This window comes from Haloactinopolyspora sp., assembly GCF_027324685.1.
Classification (GTDB): domain Bacteria; phylum Actinomycetota; class Actinomycetes; order Jiangellales; family Jiangellaceae; genus Haloactinopolyspora.
Genome location: NZ_DAHVSH010000004.1, coordinates 17,169 through 33,252, shown reverse-complemented (window position 1 = coordinate 33,252; position 16,084 = coordinate 17,169). Strand labels below are relative to the sequence as shown.

Annotated in this window: 16 protein-coding genes; 3 read left to right on the top strand and 13 right to left on the bottom strand. The window is 69.6% G+C overall.

Annotation, left to right across the window (positions count from 1 at the left end; all coding sequences use genetic code 11):
* Positions 1-26 precede the first annotated feature (26 nt).
* The 6 genes from M6444_RS00865 to M6444_RS00840 form a co-directional block, all read right to left on the bottom strand.
* Positions 27-1,079 carry an aspartate carbamoyltransferase catalytic subunit gene (locus M6444_RS00865; RefSeq protein WP_298321953.1) on the bottom strand — a complete coding sequence of 351 codons (1,053 nt, stop codon included), beginning with the start codon at positions 1,077-1,079 and terminating at the stop codon, positions 27-29.
* Positions 1,076-1,648, bottom strand: a complete 573-nt coding sequence (pyrR, locus tag M6444_RS00860) for a bifunctional pyr operon transcriptional regulator/uracil phosphoribosyltransferase PyrR (RefSeq protein ID WP_298321951.1) — start codon at positions 1,646-1,648, stop codon at positions 1,076-1,078. The genes M6444_RS00865 and pyrR overlap by 4 nt, the downstream gene beginning before the upstream one ends.
* A gap of 152 nt (positions 1,649-1,800) precedes the next feature.
* A complete protein-coding gene (locus tag M6444_RS00855) occupies positions 1,801-2,415 on the bottom strand; it encodes a response regulator transcription factor (protein WP_298321949.1) in 615 nt (204 codons plus the stop codon).
* Entirely contained in the window at positions 2,412-3,647 is a 1,236-nt protein-coding gene (locus M6444_RS00850) for a sensor histidine kinase (protein WP_298321989.1), read from the bottom strand. Before M6444_RS00850 ends, M6444_RS00855 begins: the two co-directional genes overlap by 4 nt.
* Before the next feature lie 93 nt (positions 3,648-3,740).
* On the bottom strand, positions 3,741-4,583 hold the full coding sequence (locus tag M6444_RS00845) for an ABC transporter permease (RefSeq protein WP_298321947.1): 843 nt from the start codon (positions 4,581-4,583) through the stop codon (positions 3,741-3,743).
* Positions 4,580-5,518, bottom strand: a complete 939-nt coding sequence (locus M6444_RS00840; RefSeq protein ID WP_298321945.1) for an ABC transporter ATP-binding protein — start codon at positions 5,516-5,518, stop codon at positions 4,580-4,582. The genes M6444_RS00845 and M6444_RS00840 overlap by 4 nt, the downstream gene beginning before the upstream one ends.
* Positions 5,519-5,784: 266 nt before the next feature.
* On the opposite strand from M6444_RS00840, the gene M6444_RS00835 reads away from it, so the two are divergent.
* Entirely contained in the window at positions 5,785-8,835 is a 3,051-nt protein-coding gene (locus M6444_RS00835) for a S8 family serine peptidase (RefSeq protein ID WP_298321943.1), read from the top strand.
* A gap of 151 nt (positions 8,836-8,986) precedes the next feature.
* A complete protein-coding gene (locus M6444_RS00830) occupies positions 8,987-10,006 on the top strand; it encodes a M48 family metallopeptidase (RefSeq protein WP_298321941.1) in 1,020 nt (339 codons plus the stop codon).
* Positions 10,007-10,033: 27 nt separating this feature from the next.
* Here M6444_RS00830 and nusB read toward each other — a convergent pair whose 3' ends face one another.
* From nusB to M6444_RS00815, 3 genes are all read right to left on the bottom strand, one after another.
* The gene (gene nusB, locus M6444_RS00825; RefSeq protein WP_298321939.1) at positions 10,034-10,444 is read right to left on the bottom strand and encodes a transcription antitermination factor NusB; all 411 of its coding nucleotides are present in this window, start codon (positions 10,442-10,444) and stop codon (positions 10,034-10,036) included.
* A gap of 14 nt (positions 10,445-10,458) precedes the next feature.
* On the bottom strand, positions 10,459-11,019 hold the full coding sequence (gene efp / locus M6444_RS00820) for an elongation factor P (protein WP_298321936.1): 561 nt from the start codon (positions 11,017-11,019) through the stop codon (positions 10,459-10,461).
* A 78-nt stretch (positions 11,020-11,097) separates the two neighbouring features.
* Positions 11,098-12,255, bottom strand: coding sequence for an aminopeptidase P family protein (locus M6444_RS00815; protein WP_298321934.1), 1,158 nt, complete (start codon positions 12,253-12,255; stop codon positions 11,098-11,100).
* Positions 12,256-12,307: 52 nt separating this feature from the next.
* Here M6444_RS00815 and M6444_RS00810 point away from each other — a divergent pair, with 52 nt between their 5' ends.
* Positions 12,308-12,781, top strand: a complete 474-nt coding sequence (locus M6444_RS00810) for a hypothetical protein (RefSeq protein WP_298321933.1) — start codon at positions 12,308-12,310, stop codon at positions 12,779-12,781.
* A 35-nt stretch (positions 12,782-12,816) separates the two neighbouring features.
* Here the strand turns inward: M6444_RS00810 and aroQ are convergent, their stop codons facing one another.
* The 4 genes from aroQ to aroC are packed head-to-tail and all read right to left on the bottom strand — an operon-like array spanning position 12,817 to position 16,071.
* On the bottom strand, positions 12,817-13,251 hold the full coding sequence (aroQ, locus tag M6444_RS00805; protein ID WP_298321931.1) for a type II 3-dehydroquinate dehydratase: 435 nt from the start codon (positions 13,249-13,251) through the stop codon (positions 12,817-12,819).
* Positions 13,252-13,260: 9 nt separating this feature from the next.
* On the bottom strand, positions 13,261-14,385 hold the full coding sequence (gene aroB, locus M6444_RS00800) for a 3-dehydroquinate synthase (protein ID WP_298321929.1): 1,125 nt from the start codon (positions 14,383-14,385) through the stop codon (positions 13,261-13,263).
* On the bottom strand, positions 14,375-14,875 hold the full coding sequence (locus M6444_RS00795; RefSeq protein ID WP_298321927.1) for a shikimate kinase: 501 nt from the start codon (positions 14,873-14,875) through the stop codon (positions 14,375-14,377). Before M6444_RS00795 ends, aroB begins: the two co-directional genes overlap by 11 nt.
* Entirely contained in the window at positions 14,875-16,071 is a 1,197-nt protein-coding gene (aroC, locus tag M6444_RS00790; protein WP_298321925.1) for a chorismate synthase, read from the bottom strand. The genes M6444_RS00795 and aroC overlap by 1 nt, the downstream gene beginning before the upstream one ends.
* Positions 16,072-16,084 lie beyond the last annotated feature (13 nt).

Here is a 16,084-nt window from a genome sequence, read left to right as displayed (position 1 = left end):
CTGTTGGTTCCGCAGGCCGTCGGGCTTCACTCGGCCCCCTCGTTCGTCGCTGCATCACTTGCTCCGGCAGCCTGGTCGCGCTCGCCCCTCGCTCCGTCGCTCACCGCTCCATTTACCTGGTCGCGCTCGCTCCTACGCTCGTCCCTCGCTCCGTCGCTCGCCGCTCCGGCGAGCATGAGGTACAGCACGGCCATCCGCACATGAACGCCGTTGGAGACCTGCTCGACGATGACCGAGCGCTCGTCGTCGGCGACGTCGGCGGTGATCTCCATCCCCCGGTTCATCGGCCCCGGGTGCAGGACCAGGGCCTCAGCCGGCAGCAGCGAGAATCGCCGCAGGTCGAGACCGTACCGGCGGCTGTATTCGCGGGCCGACGGGAAGAACGCGTCGTTCATCCGCTCGCGCTGCACCCGCAGCATCATGACGGCATCGGCGCTGGGCAGCACGTCGTCCAGGGTGTACGAGACCGCGCACGGCCACTGATCGACGCCCGTGGGCAGCAGCGTCGGCGGCGCCACCAGCGTGACCCGGGCGCCCAGCGTCGCGAGGAGCAGGACGTTGCTGCGCGCGACCCGGCTGTGCAGCACGTCGCCGACGATCACGATGTGCCGGCCGGCGAGCTCGCCGAGGCGTTTACGCAGCGTGAACGCATCGAGCAGGGCCTGGGTGGGGTGCTCGTGCGTGCCGTCGCCGGCATTGAGCACGTTCGCACTGATCCAGCCGGAGCTGGCCAGCCGGTACGGCGCCCCGCTGGCGGCGTGTCGGACCACGACGCCGTCGGCGCCCATGGCCTCCAGGGTCAACGCCGTGTCCTTCAGGCTCTCGCCCTTCGACAGGCTCGACCCCTTGGCGGAGAAGTTGATGACGTCGGCGGACAGCCGCTTCGCGGCGATCTCGAACGACGTGCGGGTGCGAGTGGAATCCTCGAAGAACAGGTTGACGACGGTCCGCCCGCGCAGCGCCGGCAGCTTCTTCACCGAGCGGCCCTCGGTGAGCCGGGACATCTCCTCGGCGGTGTCGAGCACCAGGGTGGCGTCCTCGAGCGACAGGTCGGCGGCCGAGAGCAGGTGGCGGATCACGAGACCACCTCCGACGCCTCGCCTCGCCGGCCGATCAGCACAGCGTCGTGGCCGTCCACCTCGGACAGCAGGACCTTGACGGACTCGGCCATGGAGGTCGGGATGTTCTTGCCGACGTGGTCGGCGCGGATCGGCAGCTGCCGATGGCCGCGATCGACCAGCGCGACCAGCCGGACCGCGCGAGGGCGTCCGATGTCATCGAGCGCGGTCAGGGCGGCGCGAATGGTGCGCCCGGAGAACAGCACGTCATCGACGAGCACCACGATCTTGTCGTCCACTCCCCCAGGTGGGATGTCAGTGGGTTCGAGCGCACGCGCCGGACGCATCCGCAGATCGTCGCGGTACATGGTGACGTCGAGAGCACCCACGGGGACATCGACGCCTTCGACGGCGGCGATGCGCTCGGCCAGCCGCCGCGCGAGAGGCACGCCTCGTTTGTGGATGCCGAGAAGCACGAGATCGGTGGCGCCCTTGTTGCGTTCCACCACTTCGTGGGCGATGCGGGTCAGCGCTCGGGCGACATCGTCGTCATCGAGCACTGCCCGCGAGCTGTGCAGATCGCGAGACATGCGAGGTTGGACCTCCTTCCCCGCCTCACGGGACGGGACTTAAAGGACGTCGGTCGCCACGACCCTATCAAGCACACCGGCCCGTTCTGCGCGAGTGGCGTTGTCGGCCCGGTCACACAGCGCCATCACGGCGACCGACACGACCAGCGAAGTCAGATCCAGCCGTGCCGCCGGGCGACGTGGACGGCTTCGTGCCGATTGGCCGCACCGAGCTTGGCCGCTGCCGACGACAGGTAGTTGCGGACGGTCCCCGGAGTGAGCGCGGCGCGTTGGGCGATCTCGTCGACCGGCGCACCCTCGGCGGCCAGTTCGAGCACGTCCGCCTCGCGGGCGGTGAGCGGGCTGTCCCCGGCGCTGATGGCCTCAGCGGCCAGTTCCGGGTCGACGTAGCGCCCGCCCGCGTGCACCGTGCGCACCACGTCGCCCAACACCTGCGCGGACACCGTCTTCGGCAGGAACCCGCCGACTCCGGCCTCGAGGGCGCGCTTGAGATATCCCGGCCGGCCGTGACTGGTGACGATCATGGTCCGGCAGCCGGGAACGTCGGCGTGGATCGCCGCGGCTACGGCGATGCCGTCCATGTCGGGCAGTTGCAGGTCCAGCACCGCCACGTCAGGAGTGTGCGCGCGAGCCATGGCCAAAGCCTCGTCGCCCGTCGCGGCCTCGGCGACCACGTCGACAGCGTCTTCGAGCGAGAGCAGTGCCCGCAGCGCCGAACGGATGAGGTGCTCGTCCTCGGCGAGCATCACCCTGATCGTCTCGGTCATCTCGCACCTTCCCTGACCGTCTGCACCGGCACGCTCGCCACCAGCTGGAACGACCCTGGCTGCGGGCGCTCCACCGCCAAGGTGCCGCCCATCGCCCGGAGCCGTTCCTCGAGCCCGGACAGGCCGGAGCCGGCATCGCCCTGCTCCAGCGGCGCGGCACCGACACCGTCGTTACGCATGGTCAGCCGCACCTGTCCGCCGTCTCGAGCCACGGTGATCACGCAGCTGCGCGCCTGGCTGTGCCGCAGCACGTTCGTCGTCGCTTCCCGGACCACCCAGCCGAGCACGGATTGCACGTCGCCGGGCAACTGCGCGCCGTCACCCACCACGCGCGTGTCGACACCAGCCGAACGCAACACCGATCGGGCACCGGCCAGCTCGCTGGTCAGATCGGCCGCCCGGTAGCCGTGCACGACCTCGCGGACCTCACGCAACGATTCCTGCGCGATGTCGCGAACAGCCATCATCTCCGCCTCCGCCTCGGCCCGGCCCCGGCGGCTCAGCTGGGCCGCGAGCTCGCTTTTCAACGCCATCACCGACAGATTGCGGCCCAGCACGTCGTGCAGGTCGCGCGCGAAGCGCAGCCGCTCTTCGGCCACGGCCAGCTGCGCCTGGGTCCGGCGCGACCCTTCGAGCTCCCACATGACGCCGAGCATCCACACCGATGCCCGGAAGGCGAACACGCCGCCGAGCAGCGCCAAGCCGGTGGAGATGCCGAAGGCGACCGTCCGCGCGCCCGGCCAGCCGAGCAGGTGTATCGCCCCGGCGACGCATCCGGTCACGACGACCGTGGCGAACAACAACCACGACGAGGTCAGCCGCGGCGTCAAGGCCAGGACGAAGAACCCGGCGAACAGCAGCACACCGGCGGCGCTGGCCCCTGACCCCTCCGGGGGTACGTCGACGGTCGAGCCGTGGAACGCCCACACCGCGGTCACCGCGCCCAGCGCGGTCACCACGGCGAGCACGACCACGGCCCACCGCGGCCACGGCCCCTGCCCGAGGTACCACTTCATCCCGGCGCGCAAGATCCAGATGGTCACCACCGTGTGCACCACGGCCAGGGCGAGGAAGACCGCGACGCCGGCCGGGCGGACGTCCTGCTCGGACAGGCTGAGGACGAGCATCGCCGCCAGGACCACCTCACCGGCGGCCAGCCCGTACAGTGAACCGCGGGTGTAGAGGTCGAACCGCTGCGCCGCGCTGCGTTCGCTCCACCAGCGGTTCACCATCGACACGGGAATGACCCTCTCATGAGCACGGTGCGCCCCAGCGGCACCGGCCGCCCTCGACTCGGCACCGGTCATCGACGAATGCACAGCCGATCAACCTCGCGGCTCCCAGCGGAACCAGCGCCGCTGCGCCCAGACCCCGACACCGATCCACGCGACGAGGACGGCGACCGGCATCATCGCCGCTTCGAAGCTGGCGGCGAAATCCACCACGCTGCCATCAACCGACACGCCGGACAGCCCGAGGTTGACCAGATCGACCACCGGGGTGAGCGGCAGGAAACGCGCGACGTCGGCCACGGCGTCGGGCCACTGGCTCAGCGGGAACATCATCCCGGACAGCGGCATGCACACCATCAGCACCGGCAACGTGCTCACCTGCGCTGTCTCGACGTTCTTCGTGAACGCGGTGGACGCCGCCGCGAGCAGGACGAACACGATCGAGCCGCCGACCAGGGCGACGAAGACCAGCAGCAGGTTCACCGGGGAGTCGAAGCCGATGGTCATCGCTACGCCGAGCGTCATGAGCACGGTTTGGACCAGCGCCAGGATCAGTGAGGGCAGCGCCGTGCCGGTGAGGATCTCCGCGTCGCTGGCCTCGCCGACCCGCAGGCGCTTGAGCACCAGTTCCTCGCGGCGTCCGACGTAGGCCGACACCAGGTTGTAGTAGACGACGAACAGCAGGACGAACCCGATCATCATCGCGGTCATCGTGGCGCCCACACCTGCGGCAGCGTCGTCGCCGGTACCCGACATCCGCAGCAGTCCCACCATCGCGATGGGCAGCGCCAGCGCGGTGAACATGGCGGTTCGGTTGCGCACCAGGAGGCGCAGCTCGGCTCGCGCGAGGGCGGCGACTCGGCGAGCGCCTCCCTTGGCTCGGCGTGGGCGCTGGGGGCGCTTCGGGCGCCGCCGGGTCGCGGTGAGCGTGGTCATGCCGGTACCTCCTCGGTCTGCGGCGTGCGGGGTTCGTGTTCGGCGGCCACGGCCAGGAACGCCTGCTCCAGCGAGGCCGACCGGGCCGACAACCCGTGCAGTTCGACTCCGTGGTCGCGGGCCCACTCCAGGAGCTCGGTGAGGCTGCGCTGGAGCATGTCGGTGTGGATGACGACGTCCTGGCTGTCGTCGACGACGAGCGCTCCGGGCAGCTCGGGCAGCGGCGGGCTGGACGTCGGGTCGGGACGGTCGAACGTGATGGTCGACGGCTGGGTCGCGACGATGTCGGCGACCGTGCCGGTCCGCACGATCCGCCCACGATGCATGATCGCCAGGCGATCGGCGAGCTCCTCGGCTTCGTCCAGATAGTGGGTGGTGAGCAAGACGGTGGTGCCGTCCCGGAGGAGGTCACGCACCAAGCGCCACGTGTCGCGGCGACTCTCCGGGTCCAGGCCGGTCGTGGGCTCGTCGAGGAACAACACCTCCGGGCGGCCCAGCAACGCCAGCGCAAGATCGAGACGACGCCGCTCTCCCCCGGACAGCTGCTTGACCGTCACGTCGCCACGCCCGGCCAGACCCACCATGTCCAGCGCTTCGTCCACCGGCCGCGGTGCCGACAACGTCCCGGCCCACATGGCCGCCGTCTCACCGACCGTCAGATCACTCGGGAATCCACCGGCTTGAAGCATGACTCCGGTCCGCGGGCGAACCGCCGCCCGGTCCACGTACGGATCATGACCGAGCACGCGTACGGTCCCGCCGGACGGCACGGTGAGCCCCTCGATCACCTCGAGTGTGGAGGTCTTGCCGGCGCCGTTGGTGCCGAGCAGCGCGAACAACTCGCCGCGGCGCACGGTGAAGGTGACGCCGCTGACCGCCTCGAATCCGCCGGTGTAACTGCGGCGGAGGTCGGTCACTTCGATGACATCTGGCATCGCACGTTCTCCAGTCGTCGGTCACATGTCGATTTCCTGGAGACCATCCTCGATCGCTGTCGCGCTTCATGGCCGTGAACAGCGTCATCACCTCATATGACTGATTCAGGCGGAGGACATGACAGATGTCATGGGCCAGTCGACCGAACGGCTGGAAACCAGCGGTGCGACTTGACGACAGGTTCGCGACAGATCAGCATCTTCCACAGCATCCGCCCCGGTGCGCCGGAAATCGTCCGGCTCTCACCCCTCCTGGAGGAGCGCACGTGTCGCTGCCGATGATCAGATCGCGCCACCGCACCCGGCTCACCGCGGCCACAGCCGCGGTGGGGCTCGCCCTCGCCACGGCCCTGGCCACGGGTAGTGCGGCGCCGGCCGCCGAGCCCGTCATCGACGGCACCGGCCTCGCCGTCGAACACGAGCTGTCAGCCGGCGGCTACATCGTCATCCTCGGCGAGCAGCCGGCCGCGACCTACGACGGCACGACGAGCGGGTTGCGCCGCACGGCACCCGCTGCGGGCGAGACCCTGCGCGCGGACTCCGCAGCCGTACGCACGTACCGCTCTCACCTGCGCGAGCAGCAGGAGGAGGTAGCCGACGCCGTCGGCGCCGACCCGGTCCACCACTACACGGTGGCTCTCAACGGCTTCTCCGCCCGGCTGTCGGCCGAGCAGGCTCAGACGCTGCAGCGCACGCCAGGGGTGCGGGCCGTGGTGAAGGACACGCCGCGCCACGTCGACACAGTGAGCTCGCCGGAGTTCCTCGGGCTGTCCGGTGCGGACGGGGTATGGCAGGAGCTCGGTGGCGCCCCCGAGGCCGGACACGGCGTGGTCGTGGGCGTCATCGACACCGGGATCTGGCCCGAGAACCCGTCGTTCGCCGGCGAGCAGCTGCCCAGCGAGCCCACCGGCGAAGTCGGCGAGCCGTACAGCACGTCCGAGACCGGCACCGCGATGCTCAAGGCGAACGGCGACACGTTCACCGGCGAGTGCGAGCCGGGCGAGGAGTGGACCGCCGATCTGTGTAACGACAAACTGATCTCGGCGCGCTACTTCCCGGACGGCTTCGTGAGCAACGTGCCACCGGAGCACCGGGACGAGTTCGAGCGGATCTCCACCCGTGACGGCGACGGGCACGGTACCCACACGGCCAGCACGGCTGCTGGCAACCACGACGTGGCGATGTCGGTCGACGACCGCGGGTTCGGCACCGGCTCCGGCATGGCGCCGGGCGCGAAGATCGCCGCGTACAAGGTGTGCTGGAACGACGACGACGCCAGCACCGGCGGTTGCTACCCGTCCGATTCGGTCGCCGCCATCGATCAGGCGGTGCTCGACGGCGTCGACGTCATCAACTACTCGATCTCCGGAGCTGTCGACACGGTGGTGGACCCGGTGGAGCTGGCGTTCCTCTCCGCGGCCTCGGCCAACGTCTTCGTCGCCGCGTCGGCGGGGAACAGCGGGCCCGGCTCGTCGACCGTGGCCCACAACAGCCCGTGGCTCACCTCGGTCGGTGCGAGCACCCACGCCGTCTACGAGGGCACCGTCGAGCTCGGTGACGGGCAGCGGTTCCGCGGCTCGATGATCGACGACGCCGGCGTGCCCGAGCAGACCCCGCTGGTCTACGCCGGCGACATCGCGGCCGACGGCGTCGACCCGGCCGAGGCCGCACTGTGCGGCCCGGACACGCTCGACGACGCCGCGGCGGCCGGCGCGATCGTCCTGTGTGACCGGGGCGTGCATGCGCGGGTGGACAAGTCAGCCGAAGTGGCCCGGGCCGGCGGCGCGGGATCGATCCTGGCCAACACCGACCCGGCCGAAGGACTCAATGCCGACCTGCACGTCATCGCGACCACGCACGTCGGAGCCGACGACGGCGACGTGATCCGCGACTACGTCACCGGTGACGGCGCGGCGACCGCCGCGCTGCTGCCTGGCGACCAGACCGACCTGCCGCCGACGCCGACGCCGGTCATCGCCGGGTTCTCCTCACGTGGGCCCGCGTTGGCCAACGGCGGCGACGTGCTCAAGCCCGACGTCGCCGCCCCGGGGGTGGACGTACTCGCCGGTGTGGCACCGGGCCCGAGCGGCGACAACGACTTCGGCTTCCTCTCCGGCACGTCGATGGCCTCGCCGCACGTGGCCGGCCTGGCTGCCCTGATCCGCGGCGCCGAACCGGGCTGGTCGGCGATGGCGGTCAAGTCTGCGCTCATGACCACCGCATACGACCTCAAGAGCACAGACGGCGTCGACGTGTCCGCCGACACCGACCGCTTCAACTCCGGCGCCGGGCACGTCGACCCGACCAGGTTCCTCGACCCGGGCCTGGTCTACGAGTCCGGACCGGACGACTGGCTGTCGTTCATCGAAGGCATCGGTGAGGAAACCGGTATCCCCGGCGTGGAGCCGATCGACCCGTCCGACCTGAACCAGGCCTCCATCGCCGTGGGCGCCTTGGCGGGCCGACAGGTCATCACTCGCGAGGTCACCGCGGTGACGCCGGGGCTCTACCGGGCCGACATCGACGTTCCCGGCTTCGATGCCGAGGTCACGCCGTCCGTGCTCTACCTCGGCCGGCCCGGGCAGACGAAGCGATTCGAGGTCACGCTCACCCGCACCACGGCACCCCTCGACGAGTACGCGCAGGGCACGCTGACCTGGAGCGGTGGTGGGACGACCGTCCGCAGTCCGATCGTCGCGCAGCCCGTGGCCGTGGCGGTGCCCGACGAGGTCACCGGAACCGGCAGCGCAGGTGAACTGACCTACGACGTGGTGCCCGGCTCCGACGGCGACATCGACGTCGCGTTGACCGGGCTCGTGCCCGGCGTGGTCACCGATGGCACGCTCACCCCGGGCGAGCCGTCCGATCCCGAGGGGAACACGTCCTCGCAGACGGTCGAGTTCGAGGTCCCCGAGGGCACCGATCTCGCCCGGTTCGATCTCGTCTCAGGCTCCGACGGCGCCGACTACGACATGTACGTGTACGGGCCGGACGGCGAACAACTCGCGGTGAACGGCGCCACCGGAGCCTCGAGCGAGCGGGTGGATCTGACCGAGCCGGCCGCGGGCACCTACGCCATCGTGGTGCATCTGTTCTCCAGCGCCGACGGTGCGCCGGTCGATTTCAGCCTGCGCAACTTCGCTGTGGGCGCCGAGGCCGCCGGCAACGCCACCGTCGCCCCGGATCCGATCCAGGGCACCCGTGGCACACCCGAAACCGTGACCGTCACCTACGAGGGCCTCGACGACAGCCTCCCCTACCTGGGCACGGTCACCTACGAGGGCAGTTCGACCCACACCACCGTCGCGATCAACTAGCCCGAACAGCTTCCAAATGATCATGTTCACTTGGCGATTGCCTGCTGCACCACCCGTACACGCCTGGTGGTGCAGCACAACGCCTGGTGGTGCGTGAAACCGGTCGCCTCGACGTTCGAGCTGACCGGCGGCTCGCGCCTACGATGACGCCATGACGACCGAGCCCGACCGCAGCCGTACCCGATTCCCCGGCATCAGCGCCCGGGCGTACGAACACCCAGCCGACCGCGGCGCCCTGGTGGCGCTGCGGTCGCTGCGCGGGTTCGACACGGTGCTGAAGAAGATGTCCGGGCTGTTCAACGAACGCAGTCTGCGCCTGCACTTCCTCGCAGGCTCGGTCCGCGTGGGCGAGCAGCAGTTCCGCGACGTGCACCAGGACGTCGTCGACGCCGCGCACATCCTGGACTTGCCCGAGACGCCGGAGCTCTACGTGGTCGCCGACCCCTACCCGCGAGCGATGGCGATCGGCTCCGACCGGCCGTTCATCGTCATCAGTACCGGGCTCTTCGACCTTCTCGACGCCGAGGAACGCCGGTTCACCATCGGCCACGAGGTCGGGCACATTCTGTCCGGTCATGCCGTCTACCGGACCCTGCTCCTCGCGCTCACCAGTCTGGCCCTGCGGGTGGCGTGGATTCCGCTGGGCTACATGGGCCTGCGTGCCATCGTCCTGGCGCTGGAGGAATGGCACCGCAAGTCGGAGTTGTCGTGTGACCGCGCCGGGCTGTTGGCCTCCCAGGATCCGGAGGCATCCAAGCGAGCGCTGATGAAGCTGGCCGGCGGCTCCCGCCTGGGCGAGATGAGCGTGGCGGCGTTCAAGGAGCAGGCGCGCGACTACGATGCGGCCGAGGATGCCCGCGACGGGGTGATCAAGCTGCTCAGCCTCATGGGTCGCACCCACCCGCACGCCGTCATCCGCTTGGACGAACTCGATCGCTGGGCGGGTTCCGGCGAGTACAGCCGCATTCTCGCCGGCGACTACCCTCGGCGCTCCGACGACCGCGACGCCTCGATCTCCGACGAGGTCCGCAACGCCGCGAAGTCGTATCAGGAATCGTGGAGCCGAACCGCCGACCCCCTGATCAGCACGCTGCGCGACGTCGCGAACAGCGTCGCCGAGACCGGCGGCAAGATCTTCGACAACATCGCCAACCGGGCCCGCCGATCGTGACCGGCCCGACTACCAACACGCCCAGCTTCAGCCGCTGAGACTGGGCTTGAGTTTCACGATCCGCCCGAGCAACCCGTTGACGAACGTGGGCGACTGCTCGGTGGACAGCTCGCGCGCGAGCGAGACCGCCTCGTCGAGTGCGACCGGATCGGGGACGTCGTCGCGATAGAGAACTTCGTAGACGCCGAGACGCAGGATGTTGCGGTCGATCGCGGGCATCCGCTCGAGCGTCCAGCCTTCGGCGTAGGTCGAGATCAGCTCGTCGATGCGCTCGCCGTGCGCGATGACCCCTTCGACCAGCGTCACGGTGTACTCGTTCAGCGGTGGATCGGCCGTGGTCATCCGATGGGCGAGCGTGGCCCCGCGGCCGAGGCCGCGCAGGTCGGACTCGTACAGGATGTCCAGAGCTCGCTTACGGGCACGGGTACGAGCAGGCATGGTCTTCCGGCCCGTCAGCCGGCGCGACCGAGGTAGGACCCGTCGCGGGTGTCGACCTTGACCTTCTCGCCCGTGGTGATGAACAGCGGGACCTGCACCACGTGCCCGGTCTCGAGCGTGGCCGGCTTGCTGCCACCGGTGGAGCGGTCGCCCTGCAGGCCGGGCTCGGTGTATTCGATGGCCAGGACGACCGAGGCGGGAAGCTCGACGAACAGAGGAGTCCCCTCGTGCATGCCCACCGTGGCGGTCTGGTTCTCGAGCATGAAGTTCGCGGCGTCGCCGACGGTCGCGGCGGACACGTTGATCTGGTCGAAGGTCTCGGTGTCCATGAACACGAACTCGTCGCCGTCGCGGTACAGGTACGTCATCTCGCGCCGGTCGACATTGGCCGTGTCGACCTTGACGCCGGCGTTGAACGTCTTGTCCACGACCTTGCCCGAGACGACGTTCTTCAGCTTCGTGCGTACGAACGCGCCGCCCTTACCGGGCTTGACGTGCTGGAACTCCACGACGCTCCAGAGCTGGCCGTCAAGGTTGAGCACCATGCCGTTCTTCAGGTCGTTCGTCGTCGCCACGTCGTGAGTTGCCTTTTCCTCGTCGGTGCCGCCTGATCGCGTGCAGCACACCCGGGCTGACGAGCCCGCGTGCCGACGTCACGCGTCCAGGACGAGCAGGTCCTTGGTTGTCGGTGTGAGCAGGTCGGGCACTCCAGCGGCACGGACCACCAGGGTGTCCTCGATCCGGACTCCGCCACGCCCTGGTAGGTAGATACCGGGTTCGACGGTCACGGTCATGCGGTCGGCCAGTGTACCCGTCGCCGAGTACCCGAGCGTCGGCGCTTCGTGCACCTGCAACCCTACACCGTGGCCGGTGCCGTGACCGAACTGGTCAGCGTAGCCGCCAGCGTCGATGACCGACCTGCTCGCGGTGTCCACGCCAAGGCAGTCTTCGCCCACGACCAGCGCCTGTCTCCCCGCCCGCTGAGCGGCCTGCACGATGTCGTAGATCTCGCGCTGCCAGTCGGCCGGCTCGGCGGCCACCACGGACGTACGGGTGCAGTCGGCGTGGTAACCGCGGTAGATCGCCCCGAAGTCGATCTTCAGCAGATCGCCCTTGGCGATCTGCCGGTCCACCGGGCGGTGATGCGGAATCGCACTGTTCTCGCCGGCAGCGACGATGGTCTCGAAGGCGATGCCGTCGGCGCCGTGCGCGTACATTCGCCGCTCGAGGTCGAGCGCAACCTCCTTCTCGGTCCGGCCGACGAACCGGCCTGCGGCGTAGAGGTCTTCGAGCGCACGGCAGGAGATGGCACACGCCTCGGTCAGCGCCTCGATCTCGGTGTCGTCCTTCGTGGTGCGCAGCTTCTCTACGGCGCGGCCGAGGTCGACGAGTTCGGTCGAGCCGTCCGCCTCGTCCAGCGCTCGACGGATCGACTTCCATGATTCGAGGGTGAGGTGGTGCTCCTCGACACCCAGGCGCGCGGCCGTCGTGCCGGCGGCGGCTCGCACGGCCAGCGCGGGCGCCACATGCCGCTCGATGACGAGTTCCACGTCTGCTGCGACATCGGCGGCAGCGGTGGCGTACCGGCCGTCGGTCGCCAGCGTGGCTGCGCCGTCAGCGGTGAGAAGCAATGCGGCGTTACTACTGGCGAGCCCGGTCAAGTAATGTACATTAGTAAGGTTAGTGACTAACGCAGCATCCAACTTGTCATAAGTCAGAAGTTCCGCTAGTCGAGCGCGACGGTCGACGTGAATCTCGGGCAACTTCGGCCTCCTATTGCTGTGACCAGCTAAATCACCGGCCCATTCCATTAACTGAGACTGCCACTTCGCAGGTTTTCACTGGGCCTTTAGCATGTTGATCATGCTCATATTCGGCCTGATCGTCACCGTCATCCTGGCCCTCGTCATGAGCTACGTGGTCATTCGTAGCGGCCCGTCAAGCCGGAATGTGCCCACCTTTTCCTCTCCCCCGACGCCCCCCGCCGGCGTCCGGATCAGCCGTGAACTCCAAGAGGCGGTGCGTGACACCGCCTCGCGGGGCAACCCCGAACAGGCTGCCAAGCGTTTGCACAAGGAAGCCGGTCTGCCCACCACGCAGGCTACCGCCGTCGTGTATGCGCTCCAGACGGGGCAAGTCTTCCCCGAGCCAGAACCCACCAGCACCGCAGCGACAGCCGAGCCGACCCGCCGGGCACCGGTCGACGCCGAGCTGTTGACCACGCTGCGCCGGCTCGTCGTGCAGGACCGGTTGCGCCGTACGGCCGCCATCAGGCTGCTGAGGGAGCGCACCGGCATGAACAACCGCGATGCGCGACGCTTCCTCGACGCCTTGTGAGGCACCAGGCCACGCCGGCTGACGGCCGCGGGCATTCACACCAGGGCAGCGACCGCGCGTAGGGCGAGGTCGTACGAGTTCAGGCCGAACCCCGCGATGGTTCCCGTGGCGACGCCGGCCACGACGCTCGTGTGCCGGAACGTCTCACGGGCCGCGGGATTGGAGATGTGCACCTCGATCAGTGGCGCCCGCAGCTGCGCGCACGCGTCCCGCAGCGCATACGAGTAGTGCGTGAACGCCGCTGGGTTGAGGATCACCGGCTCGGCGGCGTCGGCGGCGTCGTGCAACCAGGCCACCAGTTCGGCCTCGTCGTCGCTCTGGCGTACGTCGACCTCCAGGCCCAGCTCCGCGCCGGTCGCCCGGCATCGCTGCGCGAGCGCCTCGTAGGACGTGTCGCCGTACACATCGGGTTCTCGCGAGCCCAGCCGGCCCAGATTCGGCCCGTTGACCACCAGCACCTGCTTCGTCACGACGTGACCCTAACCATGTTCGCCGCCCTCATGCTCACTGTCCGGCCTGGGCCGGCTGACCGCCGCGAATGCCGACTCGAGCAGCTCGATGTCGGGAGCCTCCAGGACGCCGGGCTTGCCGAGATCGTCGAGGACGATGAACCGCAGGCGGTCGCCGCGAGTCTTCTTGTCGACCCGCATCGTCTCGAGCAGCCGTGGCCAGGCCGCAGCGTCGTACGACGTCGGCAGACCGAGCGCGTCAAGGATGCGTCGATGCCGATCGGCGGTGGCGTCGTCGAGCCGTCCGGCCAAGCGGCCCAGTTCGGCGGCGAAGACCATGCCGACGGCGACGGCCGCACCGTGGCGCCACCGATATTCTTCGACCTTCTCGATGGCGTGAGCCAGCGTGTGCCCGTAGTTGAGGACCTCCCGCGGGCCCGCCTCGCGCAGATCGGCACCCACGACGTCTGCTTTGACCTTGACCGAGCGTTCGATCAGTTCGCGCGTGTGCGGCCCGTCCGGGCGGGCCGCCCCGGCCGGATCGGTCTCCACCAACTCGAGAATCACCGGATCGGCGATGAAGCCGGCCTTGACCACCTCGGCCAACCCGGTGACGTACTCGTCCTGCGGCAGCGTCTCCAGCGCGCTCACGTCGCACAACACCGCTGCCGGGGTGTGGAACGCGCCGACGAGGTTCTTTCCCTCCGCCGTGTTGATCCCGGTCTTTCCGCCGACCGCCGCGTCCACCATGCCGAGCACCGTCGTCGGCACGGCGATCCACGACACGCCGCGCAACCAGGTCGCTGCGACGAACCCGGCGAGATCGGTGCTCGCGCCGCCGCCGATGCCGACGACGACGTCGGACCGGGTCATGCCGATCCGGCCCAGCACCGACCAGCACTGGGCTGCGACCTCGGCGGTCTTGGCGTGCTCGGCGTCGGGCACCTCGAGCACGTGGGCGTCGAAACCACGCGCGTACAGGTCGGCCTGGACCCGCTCGGCGGTGCTGCGCACCGTGGCCGGATGGATGATCGCCACCCGTCGAACACCGGCGTCCAGGTGGTCGGCCAGCTCCCCGACCACGCCGTGCCCGACGACGACGTCATAGGGCCGCTCGCCGTGCACCCGGATCAGCGCCCGCGCTTCACTCGACATGGCTGACGACCTCATCGGCCACGTCGTCGGGTTCACGCCCGTTGGTGTCCACCGTCACCGTGGCCACCTCGAGATAGAGCGGACGCCGCGCGTCGAGCAACCGCTTGAGTTGTGCCCGGGGGCTTTCGAGCAGCAGCGGGCGGTCACGGTTGAATCCGACCCGGGCCACCGCGTCGGTCAGCCCGACGTCAAGGAAGACCACCAGGTGTCCACGTAACCGCTCACGGGTGCTCTCGTCGCCGACGGCGCCGCCGCCGAGCGCCAGCACGCCGTCGTGCTCGGCCAAGGCCGTGGCGACAGCCGCTCGTTCCAGCTCACGGAATCTGGCTTCGCCGTCCTCGATGAAGATGTCGGCGATCACCTTGCCGACCGACTGCTCGATGTCGGTGTCGGTGTCGCGGAACCCGACCTTCAGCCGCTGCGCCACGGCCGCGCCGACGGTCGACTTGCCCGCACCGGGCGGGCCGACGATGATCACGCGCGGCGCCATCAGCGCACCGCCAGATGCGACGGGATCGAGTCCACGTACGCCTGGGCGTTGCGCGCGGTCTCGGTCACCGAGTCGCCGCCGAACTTCTCCAGCGCCAGTTCGGCCACCACGAGTGCCGTCATCGCCTCGGCGACGACTCCCGCCGCGGGAACGGCACACACGTCCGAGCGTTGGTGGTGTGCCCGGGCCGGCTCACCGGTGCTGGTGTCGATGGTGCGCAACGCCCGGGGAACGGTCGAGATCGGTTTCATCGCGGCACGCACGCGCAGGGTCTCGCCCGTGGACATGCCGCCCTCGATGCCACCGGAGCGCCCCGACGTGCGCCGTACGCCGCCGTCGTCGGCCGGTTCGATCTCGTCCTGCGCCGCAGAACCCCGGGAACGCGCCAGCTCGAAGCCGTCGCCGACCGCCACAGCTTTGATCGCCTGAATGCCCATCAACGCACCGGCCAGGCGCGCATCCAGCTTGCGATCGCCGTGCACGTAGCTGCCGATGCCCGGAGGCAGGCCGTGCACGACGACCTCCACGACGCCACCGAGGGTGTCGCCGTCGCGGCGGGCGGCATCGACCTCGGCGACCATCGCCGCGCTGGTATCGGCGTCGAAGCAGCGCAGCGGGTCGGCATCGAGGTATTCGACGTCGTCAGGGCCGGGCACTGGCGAGCCGGCCGGAACCGCCACCGTGCCCAGTTCCACCGTGTGGCTGACCAGGCGCACCCCGTAGGCCTGCTGCAGGAAGGCCGCGGCGACGCAGCCCAACGCCACGCGTGCGGCGGTCTCTCGGGCGCTGGCCCGCTCGAGCACGGGCCGGGCTTCGTCGAAGCCGTACTTCTGCATACCGGCCAGGTCCGCGTGCCCGGGACGGGGCCGGGTGAGCGGCGCGTTGCGCGCAAGCCCCTCCAGCTCACCCGGGTCGACCGGGTCCGCCGCCATGACCTGCTCCCACTTGGGCCATTCGGTGTTGGCGACCTGTACCGCCACCGGCCCGCCCATGGTCCGGCCGTGGCGGACGCCACCGACGAACGTGACCTCGTCGGCCTCGAACTTCATGCGGGCGCCGCGGCCGTATCCGAGGCGGCGCCGTGCCAACGCAGCGGCGACGTCGGCCGTGGTGACCTGGACGTCAGCCGGCAGTCCCTCGAGAATCGCGACGAGCGCGGGGCCGTGCGACTCCCCCGCCGTGAGCCATCTGAGCATGTCACGAATCCTC